The sequence below is a fragment of the Thermoactinomyces intermedius genome (assembly GCF_013912365.1).
GTDB lineage: Bacteria > Bacillota > Bacilli > Thermoactinomycetales > Thermoactinomycetaceae > Thermoactinomyces > Thermoactinomyces intermedius.
The window spans coordinates 65,008-83,406 of record NZ_JACETT010000019.1 but is presented as its reverse complement, the minus strand read 5'-3'; the positions used below and the strand labels follow the sequence as shown (position 1 = coordinate 83,406).

General features: G+C 48.7%; 22 protein-coding genes and 1 pseudogene. 21 read left to right on the top strand and 2 right to left on the bottom strand.

All coding sequences use genetic code 11. The features are described from left to right. From H1R82_RS05130 to H1R82_RS05110, 5 genes are all read left to right on the top strand, one after another. A partial coding sequence (locus tag H1R82_RS05130; RefSeq protein WP_181821611.1) for an adenosylcobinamide amidohydrolase occupies positions 1–257 on the top strand: 257 nt, incomplete at its 5' end. Further along, the gene (gene cbiB, locus H1R82_RS05125) at positions 254–1,234 is read left to right on the top strand and encodes an adenosylcobinamide-phosphate synthase CbiB (RefSeq protein ID WP_181731147.1); all 981 of its coding nucleotides are present in this window, start codon (positions 254–256) and stop codon (positions 1,232–1,234) included. The genes H1R82_RS05130 and cbiB, both read left to right, overlap by 4 nt. A 73-nt stretch (positions 1,235–1,307) precedes the next feature. Further along, positions 1,308–2,009: a protein kinase family protein gene (locus H1R82_RS05120; protein ID WP_181731146.1), complete on the top strand. Its 702-nt coding sequence runs from the start codon at positions 1,308–1,310 to the stop codon at positions 2,007–2,009. Continuing rightward, on the top strand, positions 2,002–2,427 hold the full coding sequence (locus H1R82_RS05115) for a CoA-binding protein (protein ID WP_181731145.1): 426 nt from the start codon (positions 2,002–2,004) through the stop codon (positions 2,425–2,427). The genes H1R82_RS05120 and H1R82_RS05115 overlap by 8 nt, the downstream gene beginning before the upstream one ends. Positions 2,428–2,581: 154 nt before the next feature. After that, positions 2,582–2,770: a hypothetical protein gene (locus H1R82_RS05110; protein ID WP_037995676.1), complete on the top strand. Its 189-nt coding sequence runs from the start codon at positions 2,582–2,584 to the stop codon at positions 2,768–2,770. A gap of 73 nt (positions 2,771–2,843) precedes the next feature. On the opposite strand, the gene H1R82_RS05105 is transcribed toward H1R82_RS05110, so the two are convergent. After that, positions 2,844–3,329, bottom strand: a complete 486-nt coding sequence (locus H1R82_RS05105; protein ID WP_181731144.1) for an acyl-CoA thioesterase — start codon at positions 3,327–3,329, stop codon at positions 2,844–2,846. A gap of 243 nt (positions 3,330–3,572) precedes the next feature. Between H1R82_RS05105 and H1R82_RS05100 the strand changes: the two genes are divergently transcribed. From H1R82_RS05100 to H1R82_RS05075, 6 genes are all read left to right on the top strand, one after another. Continuing rightward, entirely contained in the window at positions 3,573–3,797 is a 225-nt protein-coding gene (locus tag H1R82_RS05100) for a hypothetical protein (RefSeq protein ID WP_181731143.1), read from the top strand. A 13-nt stretch (positions 3,798–3,810) separates the two neighbouring features. Continuing rightward, positions 3,811–4,536: a tetratricopeptide repeat protein gene (locus tag H1R82_RS05095; protein WP_181731142.1), complete on the top strand. Its 726-nt coding sequence runs from the start codon at positions 3,811–3,813 to the stop codon at positions 4,534–4,536. Between the two features lie 279 nt (positions 4,537–4,815). After that, entirely contained in the window at positions 4,816–5,205 is a 390-nt protein-coding gene (locus H1R82_RS05090; protein WP_181731141.1) for a DUF309 domain-containing protein, read from the top strand. A gap of 162 nt (positions 5,206–5,367) precedes the next feature. Then, positions 5,368–5,934 (top strand): Myb-like DNA-binding domain-containing protein, encoded by a 567-nt coding sequence (locus H1R82_RS05085; protein WP_181731140.1) that lies wholly within the window; start codon positions 5,368–5,370, stop codon positions 5,932–5,934. A 39-nt stretch (positions 5,935–5,973) separates the two neighbouring features. Beyond that, positions 5,974–6,222, top strand: a complete 249-nt coding sequence (locus tag H1R82_RS05080) for a hypothetical protein (protein ID WP_181731139.1) — start codon at positions 5,974–5,976, stop codon at positions 6,220–6,222. Between the two features lie 932 nt (positions 6,223–7,154). Then, positions 7,155–7,439: a hypothetical protein gene (locus tag H1R82_RS05075; RefSeq protein WP_181731138.1), complete on the top strand. Its 285-nt coding sequence runs from the start codon at positions 7,155–7,157 to the stop codon at positions 7,437–7,439. 50 nt (positions 7,440–7,489) lie between these two features. Here the strand turns inward: H1R82_RS05075 and H1R82_RS05070 are convergent, their stop codons facing one another. Beyond that, positions 7,490–8,572 (bottom strand): isocitrate/isopropylmalate family dehydrogenase, encoded by a 1,083-nt coding sequence (locus H1R82_RS05070; RefSeq protein ID WP_181731137.1) that lies wholly within the window; start codon positions 8,570–8,572, stop codon positions 7,490–7,492. Positions 8,573–8,702: 130 nt separating this feature from the next. On the opposite strand from H1R82_RS05070, the gene nagZ reads away from it, so the two are divergent. From nagZ to acsA, 10 genes and pseudogenes are all read left to right on the top strand, one after another. Next, complete coding sequence (nagZ, locus tag H1R82_RS05065; protein ID WP_181731136.1) at positions 8,703–10,502, top strand: beta-N-acetylhexosaminidase; 1,800 nt, start codon at positions 8,703–8,705, stop codon at positions 10,500–10,502. Positions 10,503–10,518: 16 nt separating this feature from the next. Next, on the top strand, positions 10,519–10,944 hold the full coding sequence (locus H1R82_RS05060) for a DUF948 domain-containing protein (RefSeq protein WP_181731135.1): 426 nt from the start codon (positions 10,519–10,521) through the stop codon (positions 10,942–10,944). After that, positions 10,931–11,233, top strand: coding sequence for a YtxH domain-containing protein (locus H1R82_RS05055; RefSeq protein ID WP_181731134.1), 303 nt, complete (start codon positions 10,931–10,933; stop codon positions 11,231–11,233). Before H1R82_RS05060 ends, H1R82_RS05055 begins: the two co-directional genes overlap by 14 nt. A 75-nt stretch (positions 11,234–11,308) precedes the next feature. Beyond that, entirely contained in the window at positions 11,309–11,653 is a 345-nt protein-coding gene (gene ytxJ / locus H1R82_RS05050; protein WP_181731133.1) for a bacillithiol system redox-active protein YtxJ, read from the top strand. A gap of 253 nt (positions 11,654–11,906) precedes the next feature. After that, the gene (locus H1R82_RS05045; RefSeq protein ID WP_181731132.1) at positions 11,907–12,998 is read left to right on the top strand and encodes a bifunctional 3-deoxy-7-phosphoheptulonate synthase/chorismate mutase; all 1,092 of its coding nucleotides are present in this window, start codon (positions 11,907–11,909) and stop codon (positions 12,996–12,998) included. Positions 12,999–13,185: 187 nt separating this feature from the next. After that, positions 13,186–14,457: a hypothetical protein gene (locus H1R82_RS05040; protein ID WP_181731131.1), complete on the top strand. Its 1,272-nt coding sequence runs from the start codon at positions 13,186–13,188 to the stop codon at positions 14,455–14,457. Positions 14,458–14,529: 72 nt separating this feature from the next. Continuing rightward, the gene (ccpA, locus tag H1R82_RS05035) at positions 14,530–15,570 is read left to right on the top strand and encodes a catabolite control protein A (protein ID WP_181731130.1); all 1,041 of its coding nucleotides are present in this window, start codon (positions 14,530–14,532) and stop codon (positions 15,568–15,570) included. Positions 15,571–15,584: 14 nt separating this feature from the next. Next, positions 15,585–16,298, top strand: a complete 714-nt coding sequence (locus H1R82_RS05030) for a 5'-methylthioadenosine/adenosylhomocysteine nucleosidase (RefSeq protein ID WP_181731129.1) — start codon at positions 15,585–15,587, stop codon at positions 16,296–16,298. 105 nt (positions 16,299–16,403) lie between these two features. Further along, positions 16,404–16,559, top strand: coding sequence for a DUF1540 domain-containing protein (locus tag H1R82_RS05025; RefSeq protein ID WP_181731128.1), 156 nt, complete (start codon positions 16,404–16,406; stop codon positions 16,557–16,559). A gap of 118 nt (positions 16,560–16,677) precedes the next feature. Beyond that, a pseudogene (acsA, locus tag H1R82_RS05020) lies at positions 16,678–18,395 on the top strand (acetate--CoA ligase). Positions 18,396–18,399: the final 4 nt, after the last annotated feature.

Here is an 18,399-nt window from a genome sequence, read left to right as displayed (position 1 = left end):
TGAATGCCGTGATCACGGCAACCGAAGCCAAAGCGGCGGCCTTGCAAGACTTGAAGGTAACAGATGCCCGCGGAAATCCGGCCACCGGCACCACAACGGATGCGATTCTCATTGCTTCAACCCAGGATCCGGCAAGAAACGATGTGCATGCCTATGCGGGATTGTCCAGCCCTTTGGGAAGTGCTTTGGGAAAAGCCGTCTTTGAGGCGGTGAAAGAAGCCGTGCTGAAAGAAAGATACGGGGAGGAGCGCAGATGACCACGGCTGCCGTTTTGATCCTGGCGTTTCTTTTGGATTGTCTTTTTGCGGATCCGGCAAACCGTTATCATCCGGTGGTGGGCATGGGGAAAGCCATTGCGTGGCTGGACCGCCGCATCCGCTGTTTCGGACGGGAAAGAGGATGGAATGAAAAAGAGGCGGCGTGGAAATGGCGCTGTGCCGGGATGATTTTGCCGCTGGTTGTGGCAGGCGGCGCTTGGCTTTTGACCTTTTTCGGGGTTCAAGGCATGAAGCAGCTCCATCCGGTGGCCGGCCTTTTGTTTGAAGCGGTGCTGGTTTGGCTGACGATGGCTCCGCGCAGTTTGGCTGCGTCGGGAAAAGCCGTTTATTCCGCTTTGGTGGAAAAAAAGATCGGTGAGGCGCGCCGCCGTTTGTCCATGGTGGTCGGAAGAGACACGGATTCATTGGATGAAGGGGAAATTGTGAGAGGGGGTGTGGAAACCATTGCCGAAAATATTGTGGACGCGGTCATATCCCCTCTTTTTTATGCGGCATTGGGAGGCGCGCCGCTGGCCATGGCTTACCGTGCGGCGAATACCCTGGATTCCATGGTCGGATACAAAAACGAGACCTATTTACACCTGGGCTGGGCTTCGGCGAGGCTGGATGATCTGGCCAACTGGATTCCGGCCCGCATATTGATTCCGTTTATGTTGGCGGCCTTCGGTTTGTTGCGGCTGAGCCCGGGCGCGGCTTTTCAGGCATGGAGGCGGGATGCCCGTCAACATCCCAGTCCCAACAGCGGCATTCCCGAGTCCCTGATGGCGGGCGGGCTTCAAATCCGGCTGGGGGGAGTCAATGTTTATTTCGGGAAAAAATCGTTCCGCGCTTACATGGGAAAACCGGTTCAGGATAAAAAACCGGAACACCTCTTGAAGGCGATCCGGGTGATGTGGCTTGCTTCCGGATTGTATCTTTTGGCCCTCTCGGGGGTTTGCTGCGTGATTTTTAAATAGAAATCAATGGCATGTTCTTTTTGAAATCGGGTAAATACTGTAAATGGGACATTATCGACAAGGGGCCAAGCCCATGAAACAGATCCGAAAGATTGAAGAAGCCATCGGGGAAATCATTTTCCACGCCCATCCGGAAAACGAACCGGTCACGATTGAGTATCTTCCCCCCGTATTCAACCTGGTCGGTTACGGCACGGATGCCGTGGTCGTCAGCCATCCCGAATGCAAAGGCCGGGTTTGTAAGGTGTTTGCAGAAGACCGCCTTCACAAAGTGGAGCAAGAGTTTCAAGTGTACCAAAAGTTGAAGGGGTCGCCTTATTTTGCCCGTTGCTACGGCAAAGGGGACAATTATTTGGTTTTGAGTCATGAACAAGGGTTGAACTTGTATCAGTGTTTGTGCGAAGGGATTGAAATCCCGGAGCAGGTGATCATCGATGTGGAACACGCACGTCGTGAAGCGCGTCTCAAAGGGTTGAACCCGCGTGACATTCATTTGAAAAATGTCCTTTTGCAAAAAGGGCGCGGAAAGCTGTTGGATGTTTCCGAGTATATGAAACCGGGGAATGACCGGCGTTGGGATGACCTGGTGGAGGCATATTACGAATTTTATCCGTTGATCCGGGGACGCAAAGTCCCCGTTTGGCTGCTGGAAAGCGTCAAAATGATGTATAACCGCAAAACATCTTCTGCTTTTTCCGTCCGGGAGTTTGGCCGGAAGTTTGTCAGATGGTTGGGAGACACACAATCAGAGGGGAGTGCCGACAAAAATGTTTGAAAATCCTTCGGACGAAATACGGAAAAAACTGCTCCAAGAGGCAAAAAATATTGCGGTTGTGGGTTGTTCGGACAATCCGGCCCGGACCAGTCACATGATTGCGCAAGCTTTGCAAAAGGCAGGCTACCGGATCTTTCCGGTGAATCCCAATTTAACCGGACCGGTGTTGGGGGAAAAACCATACGCTTCTTTGACCGAAATCAAAGAACCGATCGATATTGTCAATGTATTCCGCCGCAGCGAACATGTTTTTCCGGTGGCCAAAGAAGCCGTGGAAGCCGGAGCGAAAGCTCTTTGGCTGCAAGAAGGCGTGATTCATGAAGAAGCGGCGCGTTATGCCGCGGAAAATGGACTGATTGTGGTGATGGATCGCTGCATCAAAGTGGACCACGCCATTTTGTTGGGAACAAACCGGTGAACATCAGGTTGAGCAATCAAGGAGTCCCGACCCGTCCGGGGCTCTTTTCATTTTGTCAATTCACAAAAAATTTGTCGAAAGATATCGTATTTTGATTCTATTTGTGTCATAATATAAAAAACAAGTTGTAAAAAACGGACGGGGTGATGCTCTCATGCAAACCATGAAGCTTTCGCAGTTAGTTCTTGTTGTGTCCCCTGAACTTTACGACTTATTGACGGAAACGGAACGGAATGCGAGTATCATGGTTCACGGGAAGCTCTCAGACATTAACAAAGATGATATGAACCGGATTATCGCCCAAACCATTCAGTATCACCATGAATCTTCGGTTTACCATTGAGATAGATTTTCGGAACAAAAAGGGATTCATCCTGTTGTGGATGAATCCCTTTTTGAATGATTGATGACTGCGGTTATTCGATCGGCTCCATCATTTGTTCATAAGCACGGATGCGATCTTTGACTTCCTCCGGGATCGGCCGGCTTTTGCCGGTTTTGGGATCAATATAAACCACCGCACCCCTTCCGGCGGCCGACAGCGTTTTGTTTTCGCCCGTCACCAATGCATATTCGAAATCGGCACTGCTTCGTCCCAAGCGGGAAATGCGGACCCCGAGCGAAACTTTCTCCCCGAAATGAACTTGTTTTAAATATTGGCATTCCAAGCTGGCGGTGACAATCACGCCTTGTGCAGAGGAGCGCGAGGCATCCAGCAGGCTCTTTGTCAAATCCAGCGCTTCCAGGTAAGCGATCCGTCCGTACTCGAAATAACTGAAATAACTGACATTATTGATGTGCCCGAGTTGGTCCGTATCGGAAAAACGAACTTGGATCGGAGTAAAAAAGCGAAATTTTTCCAGCCATTGTTCCGGCGCCTGGTCCATCCAAGCAATTTTCATCTTCGGTTCCCCCTTGTCCGGAATCCAAAATAAGGAAATGAAAAAAAGATGTGAAAAGGGATGAGGATAATAAATGAGCATTTCTTCATTATAATAAAAATTTGGGTATAAATATATGAAACATTGATAGGATTATGTGAAAAATATTTAAATTAATTGCAGAAATAAAATAGTACTTATGATATACTAAACATGGAATTAATCGGATTATTTTGTTTGTTAGTGAACAAAGTGAACAGATTGATGATGATTGTCATCTTTTCCATGAAATATTCTGCACCGGAAACGGCCAAGACTTTCCCATCATCAAATGGCGGGATGGATATTTTTTGGCATGCGTCAGGGAAGAATTCGGCATTCTTCATGAAAACCCTGGTTTCTCAGCCAGTTTGGCCGGGGTTTGTTTTCTGTCATGAAGTGAATAACGATTCAGTGAGGGTTGATCATAGAACAGATTTCTTGGACTAAGGGGGAAACGAAAGTGGTTGGGCCGATGATTGATGTTGATTTTGTCTGTGAAAATGGAAAAAAAGGACGCTGGCTGGTCACGGGCAGTTACAGGAGAAACCGTTCACGGATCGAAAAAATGATTCAAGACAATCCGCGTGTGGAGGAATATTTGTTGTTGGCGGTTTTGGAAGCCAGAAAAGGCTATTGGAATCGTGCCCAAACCGCCGTGCAAAAGGCGTTGGAACTGGACGGGGATCACGCCGGGGCCAAACTTCTTTTGGCGCAAATTTTGGAAGCCAAAGGAGAACTGCGGGAAGCCGGTGTCATGTATCAGGAATGTTTTCACAGACACCGCCAATTCAGTAAAGGGGCCCGGGAGTATGCCCGTTATTTGATAACCCATACCGATTCGCTGACGCTTGCTCAAAATGTTTTGTTCCACAGTCTGGAATGGAATCCGAAAGACGCGATTGCCCACACGTTGCTGGCTGAAATTTATTTGCTGCGCGGCAAAACGGGACAAGCGTTATTGCACCTCAGATTGGCGGCTCAGTATTATCAGGCGAATCCACTTTATCATCAGCGCAAAGCCAAAGTGTTCATGGAGATGAACCGTTATGACGAAGCGGCCGAGCAATTGAAGCAGGCGCTCCGGATGGACCCCAAAAACAAAATCATCCGCTCCCAGTTTGACATGGTGAAAAAAGCGACGAAAACACCCAAGATTTTCTTCTTTTGGAAAAAGTGGGTAATATGAAAAGCGGTTTAAAATTGAAACAGTTTGAAAACATCTCTCGACATGATATCGACAAAATTCGGGGAGCGTGTTAAAATGTTCGTGTAAGTAAGGTTGACCTTCTTGCTTACGCTACCACGCTTCTTTTAACTCCTTAATCTTGACCCTCTTTCATGTGACCAGGAATCGCCTGGTCTTTTTTCTTTTGTTTTGCATTCGTTATGATGAGAATGACATAAAGAATATACCCTGAAACACACAGGGATGAACACCAAACCGAACGGAAGGATTGAAAAATTCATGACATACCCCCCGCTGTATCTTCAGTTTTTCCGTCATTACCACAACGAAGAGTATTGGGAAGCCCATGAAGTGTTGGAAGAATTGTGGCAAACCCAGCGGCACAATGATTTTTATCACGGGTTGATTCAAATTGCGGCCATCATGCATCAGTTGAAAAGGGGAAAAGTACGCGGAGCCAGAAAGCTGGCTTCCAGTGCCCTCGGTTACCTGAAACCGTTTGTCCCGCAAAAAGACGGCGTGGATGTGGCCGGAGTCGTCCGTTGGTTAAACGAATGTTTGCAAATTCTGCCGGAAGGTGTGGAAAAAATCAGCCGGGAAGAGGTGGACCGGCTGGGCATTTTGCCGTGCAAGTTGCCGGACGAACACGATTTCAACAACAACCGGTAAAAAATGTCGAAAAAAGGCTCGGGGAGTTGTCCGCGGAAACGGACAACTTCTTTGTTTATATAATTATCTTTTATAAATTAAACATAAAATTACTTGTTATTGACTAAATAATTACTAGGTGCGTCTTCATCAACGAAACCGTCAGGAAAGGAGGATGGAGGAGTGAAGGGGAGACGATGGACCGAAGAAGAGGACCGGCTCTTAAAAGAGACCGTGTTGGAAGCCATCCGTCAGGGCGGAACGCAAATCGAAGCCTTTCAAAAAGTGGGGGAAAAGCTGAACCGGACTCCCGGATCCTGCGGGTTTCGCTGGAATGCGGTCGTCAAACAACAAGATCCCCGTTCATTTCATGAGGCAAAGAGAGCACGGGTTGCCAAGCAATTGAGGAAAAACAAAGAAGAGCGATGCTCATCGGTTGATGTGCTGGTCCCAATGCTGAAACAGCTGGAACAAGAAGAAAAGAGCCTGAAAGAAAACCTGAATCAATTAAAGGAAAAGCGGCAAAAGCTCAACAAGCGTTACCGGATATTAAAAGAAGAAAATCGCGGACTGCGTGAAGACCGGGAATCATATCAATGGTATCAGAAAGAAGTGAAAAACAAGTACCGGCATTTGTTGAATCTGTTGTCGGACATGGGGGCCAATCCCGTTTTTTCCGCAACCCTTCCTGCCGAAGATCAATCAGCAGTTCAAACAAAAGCCGAACACAAAAAAGAGTCGTCATCATAAAATAATATGGCCAGATTCCAATGAAAAGAGGTGCAGCGTTTGTCCAGCCGTTCAAAGGAATCGCTTGATCAACAGTTGTCCGATTTGGAAAACCGGTTGGAACAAATTCAGGCACAGGTGAAAGATTTGCTCCGGGAAAACCATAAACTGAAGACGGACTTGAAATTTTTCGAGCTCATGTTGCTGGAAGAATATCATTTGTTGATTCAATTGTTGAACCGGGATCAAAATAAAATCTATATTCAATCCGCCCATGGACAAACGAAACGAAATGAAAATTCGGAATAAACAAAAAGCGCCTTTAAAGAGGCGCTTTTTGTACTTTCATGCTGTCTGGAGAGGGCGGGATTCTTTCTTTGGAAGGCATTCGGTTGATCAGTATTTTCCGCCACCAAAGCATCCGCCGACAAAGACGAAGATGGTGGCAATCACCAAGAGGTAGATCAAAAGCTGTCTCCAGCCGAAACCGCCGTAGCATCCGCTCACTTGAATACCTCCTTTCAAGAAAAGGATTTCGACATCAATGAATTAGCAATATCCGCCTTTTCCAAACCCTGATCCGACAAAGACAAAGATCGTGGCAATGACCAGGAGGAAGATCAAAAGTTGTCTCCAGCCGAAACCGCCGTAGTATCCGCTCATTTGAACACCTCCTTTCAAGGAAGATTCAAAGAATCAGCGGATCAGCAATATCCGCCTCTTCCAAATCCTGATCCGACAAAGACAAAGATCGTGGCGATGACCAAGAGGTAGATCAGAAGTTGTCTCCAGCCGAAACCACCGTAATATTCGCTCATGTAAAATCCTCCTTTATTGGATTTGCTGGTGAATTGGATATTTTTCACCAGTGCTGATTTACTTTATGCTCGGTGTTTTTCTTTTGTAAAGGCGAATATCTTTGCCGGGGAAATTGCCGGAGTCAAAGATGCAGGTTCATGACAAACACAAAGATGACCGGAATGATCAGCAAGAAAAGAAGCAGATTGAGATATGGCGGATTTTGTCGGGATGTTGACAAGGGAAAGGGCATGGCGGTTCTCCTTTCGAAAAGCGGTGTATCACTGATGTTTTTGCTATGAATTTATACAAAATTCCGCCAAAAGGTGTTAGGTGAACATCACGATTTTTGAAGATTGGACGTTTGGAGTGGGTCGCTTTGATAAGCAATTTGAACCAGGGGGGCATATAGTATATGGAGTTGCCTGTAAGGAGGAATGGAAATGACCGGAAAAGGACCATCCATGAAAGACCTTGCCCACATGATCAATGCCATTATGGGAAGATCGGTGCTGTCCGAAAGCAAAATGGAGCAGATCATGGAAGGGGCCAAACGCGCCCATGAGCGGGGCGGAATGGATGCGGTTTTGCAATACCTGATGAAAGTGACCCAGGCCGATGTCGATTTCGGCGAATTGAAAAGGTTCGCCAACCAGGTGCAAAAAAATCCGCAAAAAGGGCTGGACATTTTACAAGGAAAAAGAGGTTTGCCCCGCACAAAAAGATGAATGTTTGCAAAAACACACCCGGTAAAAAACCGGGTGTGTTTGCGTTGGGTTCAAAACCCTTGCAGGGTTGTCCATACTTCCAGTTTTGTTTGGACCTTGCTGATCACTTCATTGGTGAATTCCGTTGTGGTGGCGCTTCCGCCCAGATCGGCGGTTCGCACTCCTTCGCGGACCGTTTCAATCACTGATTCATAGATGGCGCGGGAAGCGGCGCTGGCTTTGGGGTCATCCATATACGTGAACAAAGAGGCGGCAGCCAGGATCATGGCCATGGGATTGGCCACGTTTTTGCCGAACAAAGAAGGTGCGGTGCCATGCGGCGCTTCGGCCATGACCGTTTGGGTGTCAAAGGATTCGTCAAAGCTTATCAAAATCGATTCCGAACCGGCGATGGATCCAAACAATTGGAGAACCATATCACTCAAACAGTCTCCATCACGGTTTAATGCCGGAATGACAAGGGGATCGCCGGAGTTGTTGATGAGAAGGGCATAAGTCGCGTCAATCAATTGGGGCTCGTAACGGACTTCCGGATAGCGCTTGCTCGCTTCGTCCATTTCTTCTTTTAACATTCCTTCATAAACGGGGCTGACGGTGTATTTCGGTCCGCCAAACACTTTGGCGTTCATTTTTTTTGCGTGGCGGAAGGCAAATTCGGCAACGGCACGGCAGGTTTTGCGGTCAATTTGTTCCGTCCGGAAAGCGATTTCATCCAAGCCCTCACCTTCCCGCCATTCTTTGGCGCCGTACGCGTCACCCACCGCCATGCGGATGACGGAAATCGGGGCAAAGGTTCCCGCAACGGGGCGGACTCCCGGAATTCTGCGTCCGGTGCGGATGATCACTTTTCCGTCAATTTCTTTCCGCAAAATGGCATTGGGGCTTCCCACATCCCCTTTTTCTTCCGGGGTGATGGTGGCTGCTTTCAAGCCGAATCCCGTCCGTTTCATCGCCCGTGCCGCTTCATAAACGACTTCGTTGTTCGTTTTTCTCCGGTTTTCCAGGCTCAAGTCAAACGTTTGAAATTCGAGATCCATTCCGATCACATTCGGATCCAAAACCCGCAATGCTTCGTCCAACAGTTCTTGTCCGGTTTGATCCCCTTTCATGACTACGATGGTTTTATGGCTCATGGATTAATCACCTCATTTAAATATTCCGTGTCTATTATACTCTTTCGAACTTTCAATAACTAGCGATAAATATTCTGACAAATTGAAAGGCGGGTGACATTCCTTTAAGTTCCGCCCGGGATTCAGTACAATGGAAGGGAGACAGGAAGAGGGAGAGATGGATTTGCGTCCGAAATATCTGAAATACATAAGTTTTTGTCTGGCGGTTTGTATGGGAGCCGTTACGGCTTGTTCGCCCTCCTCTTCACCCGGATCCGGGGAAAAACCGATGCCTGAGGCTTCCTCGAACTGGGTGGAGGAACAATTGAAAAACATGAGCTTGGAAGAAAAGATCGGGCAAATGTTTATTGTCGGCTTCAAAGGAAAAGGCGGCAACGAACAAGCGCTCACTGTGAATGAACAAGCCAAAACATTGATTGAGGATTACCATGTGGGAGGCATGATTTATTTTGACCGGAATGTGGAAAGTCCAAACCAGGTTGCAAAGCTGAGCAATGATTTGCAAAAACTGGCGCTTTCATCGGAAAGGAAAATTCCGTTGTTCATCACGGTGGATCAGGAAGGGGGAAAAGTGGCCCGGTTTAAGGAAGGGTTTACCGCTTTTCCGGGCAACATGGCTCTCGGAGCCACGCAAAACAAAGAGCTGGCTTACCAGACCGGCAAACAAATGGGCAAAGAGTTGAGAGCCGTCGGTGTCAACTTGAATATGGCTCCGGTGTTGGATGTGAATAACAATCCGGAAAATCCGGTGATCGGTGTGCGTTCGTTTTCCGAAGATCCCGGGCTGACGGCTGAATTGGGAGCGGAATTGATCCGGGGATTTCATGACAGCGGCATCTACACGATTGCCAAGCATTTTCCCGGACACGGGGACACGGCGGTCGATTCCCATGTGGGACTGCCTGAGATTTCACACTCCATGGAACGCTTGAACCAAGTGGAACTGGTTCCCTTTAAAAAAGCCGTTTCGCAAGGGACGGATATGGTGATGAGCACGCATATCATCTTCCCTGCGCTTGAAAAGGAGCCGGGGATTCCCGCCACGTTGTCCGAAAAAGTGTTGACGGGGCTGTTGCGAAAACAATTGAATTACGACGGCATCATCATCACCGATGACATGGAGATGGGAGCCATTGCGGAGAATTTCGGTACCCGCGAAGCGGTGGTCCGTGCCATCAAGGCCGGAGCAGACATTGTGTTGGTTTGCCATTCGCTTGAGCGGCAAACCCAATCCATCGAAGCGGTGAAACAAGCCGTCGAAAAAGGGGAAATTGACGAGGCGCGCATTGATGAGTCGGTTCGCCGGATTCTCCGGTTAAAAGCAAAAGACGCTTTTTTGAAACAACCGTATACCGATGTTGAGAAAGCCACGGAGCTTTCCAACCGGCCCGAAGCGGAAAAAGTGGCCCGGCAAACCGCCGAGCAAGGGGTGACGCTGGTGAAAGATCCGGCACAACACATCCCGTTGAAGCCGGAAAATGCGAAAAAGCTGGCTGTGTTCACCGTGAATAAACCCCAGGCCATAGCGGAGGTTTTAAAACAAAACGGATATGAAGCTGATGTGAATTATGTCGATTCCCTGAAGAAAACGCAAGTTCCGGCTTTGGCGGAGAAGGCCGGAAATGCGGATGCGGCATTGGTCGTGATCAATCAGGTGAAGGAAAATCCGGCATGGATTGACTTGATTCAAACGTTACATGCCAAACGGATCCCGGTCATTGTCTGGGGAATGGATGTCCCCTACGGATTGGATCAATTGCCGGAGGGCGTCACATCCATTGCTTTATATGGATCGTCCCGTCCGCTGTTGGAAGCCGGCGCCAAAATCATGGCCGGACGGATCCAAAGCCAGGGGCGTTTGCCGGTCACCCTGTCGAAACAATATCCGTTCGGCTGGCCGGGACAAGAAAGCGGCAACCAGGGAGGATAAAGGAGGTGCTGACGGAGTGATTCTTGAAATCAGTGTGGCAGTGATGGCAGTGGCAATCGTCGTCCTGGTCATTTTTGCCGTTCGTTTTTTGATCAAAATCACCCAAACCATTGAAACTGTGCAAACCACCTTGAATGAAGTCAAAGGTCAGGTGACGGCCACCATTGACGAAACGCATTTAACGGTCAAAGAAACCAAGGGCTTGGTGGAAGAGGTCCGCAAGAAGACGGAGAAAACCGAATCGTTATTTCATGCGCTGGATGAATGGGGAAAAACCATGGAGCAGATCTCTGTCCGGGTGGATCAGCAAATCAAAGCCCATCAATCCCGGTACGGAAATTTGATCAGTGTCATCGGGACCGGAATTGAACTGGCCAAGCGCTGGAAACAGGATCGAAAAACCGAGCAAAGCAAAGGAGTGAAAATCCGTGGCGAAGTGTAAATACTTTGTTGCAGGAGCTTTTATTGGTGCTGTGGTCGGAGCGGCGGTTGCCGTTTTGACCACCCCGCGCAACGGGAAGGAAATGCGTGAGGAATTGGAAAAAAATCTGGAATTGACCAAGGAAAAAGGAAAGGAATTTTATTATTCCCTCGTCAATGAACCGGTCGATCCCGTTTACAAGGACACGGAAAAAGAAGATTCGTATGAAGGATGGATGGAACTGCCCGCGCCGAAAAAACAGGAAGAAACCAAAGAAGAGCAAAAGACCGGAGAAGTTTCTCCATCATAAAACGATCTGCTTGAGCCAACAAAATCCGTTGTTGGCTCTTTTTTCAAAAGGAAAGAGTCAAAGGAGGCCGTTCCATTGAAACCTTATGTTTTGATTGAAAGCCGGGAGCAAATGGAAGAATTTTTGGCCGGCAATGACAAGTTATTGTTGTTTAAACACAGCACCCGGTGTCCTGTCAGTGCACAAGCGTTTGATGAATTTCAACGGTTTTTAAACACGGATGCAGGCCGGCGGGTGCCGGCGGCGGTCGTCCATGTGATTGAACAACGGGACGTTTCCAACACCGTTTCAGAAAGGTTTGGCATCCGGCATGAATCCCCGCAAGTGATGTGGATCAAAGAAGGAAAAGTGGTTTGGTACACATCCCATTCGAATATCACAGCGGAAAAGATCGGCCGAGCGGTCAGCGAACCCCGTTGATGAGCGGGATCCGGCCGGGAAACCATGTGGCAAGCCCGTTAAAGCCGGATCAATCATCATCCTTCGCCAATTTCAGGGAGGCGCGATCCGGAAATGAGCCGGGAACCGGGCATGCCGGAAGAAACAGCAAAAACCCGTGGATTGCGGGAGCGGGAAGAAACACTCCGGTTTCAAATTAACGGGTGACAATTCAGGCATTTTTCGTTATAATATCAAAAATTATTTTTAGGATGAGTAGAGAGGAGACAGACGAGTGAGTGATCAACTGCAAGCGTTAAGAAAACAACTGGATGAAATCAATTTGAAATTATTGGACTTGTTAAGCGAGCGTGCCCAAATCGCCAAGCAAATTGGCGAAGTGAAGAAAAAACAAGGGATCAACAAGTTTGACCCCGAACGCGAAAAAAACATGCTGAACACCTTGGTGAAACAAAACCCCGGGCCTTTTTCGGATGACACCATCCGCTATCTGTTCAAGCAAATCTTTAAGGCATGTCTGGATTTGCAACAAGACAACCAGAAGAAAGAATTGTTGGTGAGCCGGAAAAGAAAAGAAACGGATACGGTGTTGGATTTTGACGGGGTGACGGTTGGCGGTCCCAAACGGCAAGTGATCGCCGGACCTTGTTCCGTTGAGTCGGAGGAACAGGTTTTTGCCGTGGCCAAAGCTTTGAAAGAACAGGGCGTCAAGTTGATGCGGGGCGGCGCTTTCAAACCCCGGACATCGCCTTACGACTTCCAGGGGTTGGGCGAAGAAGGCTTGAAAATCTTAAGGCAGGCAGCGGATGAATACGGGTTGAAGGTGATCAGCGAAATCGTAAGTCCCGTGGATATTGAAATGGCCGAGCAATATGTGGACGTGATCCAAATCGGCGCGCGCAATATGCAAAACTTTGAGCTTTTGAAAGCGGCCGGCTCGGTCAAAACCCCGGTGTTGTTGAAAAGGGGATTGTCCGCAACAATGGAGGAGTTTTTGTTTGCGGCCGAATATATCGTTTCCCGCGGAAATGATCAGGTGATGTTGTGTGAACGGGGAATCAGGACCTATGAAAAATGGACACGAAACACATTGGATATTTCAGCTGTTCCGATTCTGAAAAATGAATCGCATTTGCCGGTGATTGTGGATGTCACTCACTCTACAGGAAGGCGGGACATTTTGGTTCCCTGTGCCAAAGCGGCTCTTGCTGCGGGGGCAGACGGTGTCATGCTGGAAGTGCACCCCAATCCGGATGTGGCGTTGTCGGATGCCAAACAGCAGATCAACATCCCTCAATTTGAATCGTTTATGGGCGAGCTTAAAAGTTCCGGATTGTTGGAAGGCCAGTTGGTTTCGGCAACATAAGCGGGACGGCGTTAAAAAAGCGGACCGGCTTCACAGTCTGTCCGCTTTTTTTCGTGCAATTTTTTGATATGATGATCATGGTGGAGGAAATGAACCTTTAAAAGACGAGGATGCTGATCAAATATGTCGGACCGGATCACATCCCTTATAATAAAGAAGAACTGTGTTACAGGGGGAGGAACGTTTGTTGGATGTCAGGGAATATTTGGTGAGAGTGGACAGGAATCAGATGAGTCTGGAAGAACTGTTTCATCTGTTGGTGAAAAACTTGTCTGACTGGACGATTGTTTACCAGACGGTGGGATCGGAGAGAAATCCTTTATTGTCCAAGGGGAATCAAAACAGTGACTATATTGCAGCTTTTACGGATCCTGAATCGGCGGGAGTGATCCGGGTGGATCAGCCTCAGCATCTGCAGGTTGTGAGTGAACCGGCGCTGACGTTTTTGCTAAAAGCCTACCGGTCGCAAGCGGACGGGGTGATTCTCAATCCGGGGCAGGATTCGCCTCTGTTTTTGATCAAGCCGCATGTGCAGAAGTTGATTTATGCATATGCGGTTGAACAGTTTAAAGAGATGCCGGGCCCCTGGGTGCCGACCCTGGACGATCAACTGTTATTGGTGGAGTACCAAAAGGGGCAATATTCCGTGGCGGTTTATGTAAGTGAACAAGATGCACAATATGCCACGCAAAGGTCGGGAGGACAGGCCGTACAGCATTCGTGGGAAAAAATTGAAGAGCGTTGCCGTGAATTGGGGGCGGCAGCTCCTTATTTCCATTTTGGTTTGCCGGAGCAGGGGTTGTTATCGCCGGAACATGCAGCAGTGATTTTTTCCGGACGCCGTCAGAAGTTGCCTGAACAAGCCCAAACCGCCGAATTGCCCGAACAGGTGCCGGCGGCCAACCAACTGCCCGAACCACTGCCGCAATCTCCCGAACCTGTCAGCAACCCGTCCCGGGAAACCGCAACTTCGAATCAGGAGCCGGAACGTGTGCAACCCCAACCCGTGAGTCCGGAGCCGGTTCCCCGGAAGCCGGTCGATCCGGATGTGGCGATGGGCTTGAAAAAGTTGGAGAGGGCCACAATTGAAGGACAGGGAATGGGAAACGGCTGGGAAGTTTGCCGGGCGATGGCGGAGTTGCGCAGAATTTGGGTTGTGGTGGATCCGGACGGAAATATGGTGATTTTGGCCGGACAGGATCAAAGCCCGATTGTGGACTTTTTCACTTCAGCTGAACACGCCGAGCGCTTGATCCAAGAAGCCCGTGAAAAAAACCCGAACTTGCCGCCCATGGTTCCAAGATTGATTTCGACGAAAAAGCTGTACCGGGCTCTGGCGCCACGCCAGCCGATTGTCTGGATCAACCGGGGATCCCCGGAAGCATGGACCAGTATTATGGGAGACACCTTGCCATATGTGCTACAATTAATGTCACAGCTTCAGGATGGAAAGAAGTAACCTGGTAAAAACTAAAAAATGCATAAGAAGAGATGGTTTTTGAAAAAAATTAGAAAATGGATGTGGAGTAGTATGGGTAAGAAAAAAGAGACAATCACGATTTATGACGTTGCTCATGAAGCGGGCGTTTCCATGGCGACCGTATCCCGTGTTGTCAATGGAAACCCCAATGTCAAACCGGCAACCAGAAAGAAAGTGTTGGATGTCATCCGCCGGCTCGGGTATCGGCCCAATGCGGTGGCGCGCGGGCTGGCAAGCAAAAGAACCACCACCGTCGGTGTGGTGATCCCGGATATTTCCAACGCTTTTTATGCCGAACTGACCCGGGGCATCGAAGATATTGCCACGATGTATCATTACAACATTATTTTGAGCAATTCGGATTTGCAAAAGGACAGGGAATTGCAGTTAATTGAAACACTGCTGGAAAAACAAGTCGACGGCCTGCTGTTTTTGGGCGGGGAAATCACCGAAGCACACCGGGAAATTTTCTCGGCCACACCGGTGCCCGTTGTCCTTGCGGCGAGCCGCGATGAGAAAAAAGAACTGCCATATGTCACGATTGACCAGATTCAGGCATCCAAAGAGGCAACCCTGATCCTGGGGCATGAGGGACATCAACATGTCGGGTTCATCGGCGGCCCGCTGACGGATTCGGTCAACGGCTATCCGCGTTATCTCGGTTACAAAGAAGCATTGAAAGAGATGGATATCGCTTTTGAGGAAGAACTGATCCGTTTGGGGGATTATCGCTACCGTTCCGGTTACAAAGCGATGAAAGAACTCTTGGAAAACCGTCCGGAAATCACCGCTGTCTTTGCCGCCAGCGATGAAATGGCCGTGGGTGCCCTTCATGCGGCATTGGATATGGGGCGTGACGTTCCGAAAGATTTATCGGTCATCGGTTTTGAAAACATTCCGCTGGCTTCCCAAGTCCGCCCGCTTTTAAGTAGCGTCGGGGTTCCGATGTATGACATCGGTGCGGTGGCCATGCGGTTGCTTACGAAATACATGAATGAAGAGCAAGTGGAGACCGGTCAGGTTTATTTGCCGTATGACATTCAATTGCGGGAATCCACCCGGTTAAAAGAGTGGGAAGAAGAAAAAGAATAAGCGAGGAGAAACGGATGAAAAAAAAGATTGGAATTATCGGGGCAATGGACGAAGAAATTGCCTCTCTGCTCCGTTTGATGGCGGATGTACGGTCTCATACCCATTATCAAATCACTTATTATGAAGGCCGGCTCGAGGGCACCTCCGTGGTGCTTTGTAAATCGGGCGTCGGCAAAGTGAACGCCGCTTTGTGCACGCAGGTGTTGATTGATCGTTTTCAAGTGCAGGCGATCGTGTTTACCGGCGTGGCCGGAGCTTTGGACCCCAAGTTGGAAATCGGGGATATTGTCGTTTCCACCGAATGCCAGGAGCATGATGTGGATGCCAGTGCGTTGGGATTTGCCAAAGGAACCATTCCCTTTCAGGAAGTGTCGGTATACCCGGCCGATCCCGGATGGATCGAATGGGCGGTCAAAGCCGGGGAAACGCTGGAAGGGGTTCAAGTCGTACAAGGTAAAGTTTTGTCCGGTGACCAATTTATTTCTGATCTTGGAAAAGTCAAGGAATTGCGGGAACAGATGGAAGGAACTTGTGTGGAAATGGAAGGTGCGGCGGTCGCCCATGTCGCCCATCTGGCCGGCATACCCTATGTGGTGATCCGTTCCATGTCCGACCGGGCAGACCATTCGGCCAATGTGAATTTCGCGGAGTTTACGCAGTTGGCGGCCAAGCGCTCCAGTGAAATGGTTTGCCGCATGCTTTCCTTGCGCAACGGGAACCGGTCATGAAAAACGCCAGCCTGAAAAGGCGAGGCGTTTTTTTCATGAATCTGACAGTGTAAAAAAGGAGGGCATGAGAGAGAATAATCGTAGAGCAAAGGAGGGATGTGAAAGATGGCACGCGATGTATTGTGCGAAGTGAAAAACTGCACCTACTGGCAACAAGGAAACTTGTGCAGTGCCGAGGAAATTTATGTTGTGAGCCACAAAGGGGAAGAAGCGGAAGACACCAAAGAAACCGACTGCAAAACATTTAAACCTGCACACTGATGTAAGGGGAAGAAAAGTTTTTACTCTTCTTCTTTTGTGTCTAAAATTTGAATTTGATTCGAATTATGTTATAATACTGAAAAGTGAAACCTTTATTTTAAAGGGGGCATCTCTTCTTATGAGACATGATGAGACCATTGCAGTGAAAACAACAGGGAATAATCTGCAAGATTATGAAAACACTTACAAGAGCTTTCGCTGGGAAGAAGTGGAACAGCAGTTCACGTGGGCCAAAACGGGAAAAGTCAACGCAGCTTATGAAGCAATTGACCGCCATGTCGATGAGGGGAAAAAAGACAAAATCGCCTTGTATTATAGTGATGCCAAGCGGGACGAGAAATATACCTTTGACGAGTTGAAGCAAAAGTCGAACCAATTTGGCAATGTCCTGAGAAAGCTGGGCGTTGTAAAGGGTGATCGCGTTTTTATTTTATGCCCCGGACCCCCGAACTTTACGTCAGTTTTTTGGGAATTATCAAAATTGGTGCAATTGCAGGCCCTTTGTTTGAAGCATTCATGGAAGATGCGGTGAAAGACCGCCTGCTAGACAGCGAAGCGGTGGCTCTGGTGACAACGAAAAGTCTTTTGGAACGTGTGCCGAGAGAAGAGTTGCCAAATTTAAAATATGTGATCCTGGTCGATGGGGAAGAAAACACCGCCGAGGGTGTGTATTCCTTTGAAAAAGAGATGTCGCAGGCATCGACGGAATTGGAAATGGAATGGGTTGATCGGGAAGATCCCATGCTGATGCATTATACTTCCGGGTCCACAGGAAAGCCCAAAGGGGTTCTCCATGTGCATAATGCCATGATTCAGCATTATCAAACCGGGAAGTGGGTTCTCGATCTGCAGGAAAATGACATTTATTGGTGCACAGCGGATCCGGGTTGGGTGACCGGAACTTGTTACGGGATTTTTGCTCCCTGGTTGAACGGAGTGACCAATGTGATTCGCGGAGGACGGTTTTCGCCGGATGACTGGTACCAAACTCTTGAAAAATATAAAGTAACGGTTTGGTACAGCGCGCCGACCGCCTTCAGGATGTTGATGGGAGCTGGGGAAGAAGTGGTCAAACGGTATGATCTTTCTTCAGTCCGGCATATCCTGAGCGTGGGGGAACCGCTCAATCCGGAAGTGGTTCGCTGGGGCTTAAAAGTATATAACAAACGCATCCATGACAATTGGTGGATGACGGAAACCGGCGGGATTCTGATTGCTAACTTCCCGCAAATGGAGATCAAACCCGGGTCCATGGGAAAACCGATCCCGGGGGTGAAAGCGGCCATTTTGGATGACGACGGAAATGAGTTGCCGCCTTATCAGATGGGGAATCTCTCCATCAAAACACCATGGCCGTCCATGATGAGGCAGATTTGGAAAAACCCCGAAAAATACAATGAATATTTCAAAATTCCCGGCTGGTATACATCGGGAGACACGGCATACAAGGACGAGGAAGGTTATTTCTGGTTCCAAGGCCGTCTGGATGATGTGATCAATACCTCCGGGGAACGCGTAGGCCCGTTTGAAGTGGAAAGCAAACTGGTCGAGCATCCGGCGGTGGCGGAAGCGGGGGTCATCGGGAAACCGGATCCGGTGCGGGGACAAATTATCAAAGCTTTCATCTCGCTTCGTGACGGCTATGAACCTTCCGATGAGTTAAAAGAAGAGATCCGTTTGTTTGTGAAAAAGGGATTGGCGGCTCATGCCGCACCGCGGGAAATTGAATTTAAAGACAAATTGCCCAAGACCCGCAGCGGGAAAATCATGCGCCGCGTCTTAAAAGCTTGGGAACTGGGGTTGCCGACCGGTGATTTGTCCACCATGGAAGATTAATCGA